The organism is Rhodoferax sp. UBA5149 (assembly GCF_002413825.1).
In the GTDB taxonomy this organism is placed as follows: Bacteria; Pseudomonadota; Gammaproteobacteria; order Burkholderiales; family Burkholderiaceae_C; genus Rhodoferax.
On record NZ_DHXT01000076.1, the window covers coordinates 1 to 1,254 of the forward strand.

The following is a 1,254-nucleotide window of genomic DNA, read 5'->3' on the forward strand; positions in this document are numbered from 1 at the left end:
CGGTTTTCATTGACCAGCATGGTCTGATGCTTGAGCCAGGCGGCCCAGGCTTCCTTGCTCACGCTTTCCCAGATGCGTTTGCCGAGTTCGCCGGGGTAGGGCGGGAAATCCAGCCCTTCAGCTTCCTTACCGAGTTTGATGCAATTGACTGTGCGTGCCATGTGAAGCCTTTTCCAAATTCTTACAAAGGGTGCAACTTTAGCAAGCTTTGCCTGTCCGTCGCGCGGGCAGGGACGGGGTTTGGCATTTGAGCGCTTGTATTTTTAAGGGGCGCCCTCAGTTGGGGAGGCATGAACGCTACAAAACCCTTGCCATCCAAGGTAAATCTGGCCGTCACCCATGTGCTGGCCGAGTTACTTGAACGTCTTGACAACAGCACCGTGCCGGTCGGCGCTGAGCAATATCGCTCGGTGGTGATGCACCTGGTGAATGAATTCAACGATGTCCCGTCGAGCGTCGCGCTGGCTGCTTTGCTGGACACCTATCCGGCGGCGACCGAGCTGTACGAGAACCTCAACTACGAAGTGGCAGGCTTGTGCCGCTCCTCGCTTGACCTGTCGCTGGCCGCTGAACAGCAGGCCAAAGCGGCCATCAACCGTGCCATGGGCCAGTCGACGTAAAATACGGGTTATGGCAAAAGCTGACACAAAAACCAAAATGCTGGCCGACGGCCTGCGTTACAAATCCAAAGTATCGGGTTCACCCTTCACGGCGGCAACGTCGTTTGGGGCTGCGACCATGTCGTGCTTTCTATGCGGCAAGCATCGCGCGCGCTCGCAGATGGTCACGCGCAAGATACTGGGAAAATCCCAGGCGGTGTGCTCACCGTCTTGCAAGGCGGCGGACGAAGCGGCAGGTTGAGTCCATGATTTTTCAGGTTTTGACGGGATGGTTGGACAACTATCCGCGTCGGCTCTTCGCGCTGCTTAGTCTGGCTTGCGTCAGTTTGCTGGCGTTTGGCCTGTACCTGCAGCATATCGAGGGGCTGGTGCCGTGTCCGATGTGCATCGTGCAACGCTATGCTCTTGTTTTAATAGCGCTCATCGCAGGTTTGACGGGCGCTAGCGGCAAAAAAAGCGTTCACTCCGGCGGCGCCGTGCTGCTGCTGGCCACGGCCGGTTTTGGCGCCTTCGTGGCGGCCCGGCAAAGCTGGCTGCAATGGTACCCGCCTGAAGTCGCGAGCTGCGGACGCGACTTTTACGGAATGATCGAGACTTTCCCGCTGCAGCGCGTCATTCCCATGATGTTCAAGGG

4 protein-coding genes are annotated in these 1,254 nt (G+C 57.8%); 3 read left to right on the top strand and 1 reads right to left on the bottom strand.

Annotation, left to right across the window (positions count from 1 at the left end):
• Nucleotides 1–161 (bottom strand): oxidative damage protection protein (locus B3V69_RS06465; protein WP_296444893.1); only part of this gene is annotated, 161 nt, incomplete at its 3' end.
• 129 nt (nucleotides 162–290) lie between these two features.
• On the opposite strand from B3V69_RS06465, the gene B3V69_RS06470 reads away from it, so the two are divergent.
• The 3 genes from B3V69_RS06470 to B3V69_RS06480 form a co-directional block, all read left to right on the top strand.
• Nucleotides 291–620 (top strand): hypothetical protein, encoded by a 330-nt coding sequence (locus B3V69_RS06470; protein WP_296444887.1) that lies wholly within the window; start codon nucleotides 291–293, stop codon nucleotides 618–620.
• Nucleotides 621–630: 10 nt separating this feature from the next.
• A complete protein-coding gene (locus tag B3V69_RS06475; RefSeq protein WP_296444888.1) occupies nucleotides 631–861 on the top strand; it encodes a hypothetical protein in 231 nt (76 codons plus the stop codon).
• A gap of 4 nt (nucleotides 862–865) precedes the next feature.
• Nucleotides 866–1,254 (top strand): disulfide bond formation protein B (locus B3V69_RS06480; protein WP_296444889.1); only part of this gene is annotated, 389 nt, incomplete at its 3' end.

What these genes read in the sequence shown, in the direction of transcription:
- B3V69_RS06470 (WP_296444887.1), top strand. Translation starts at nt 291, where the DNA reads ATGAACGCTACAAAACCCTTGCCATCCAAGGTAAATCTGGCCGTCACC.
- B3V69_RS06475 (WP_296444888.1), top strand. Translation starts at nt 631, where the DNA reads ATGGCAAAAGCTGACACAAAAACCAAAATGCTGGCCGACGGCCTGCGT.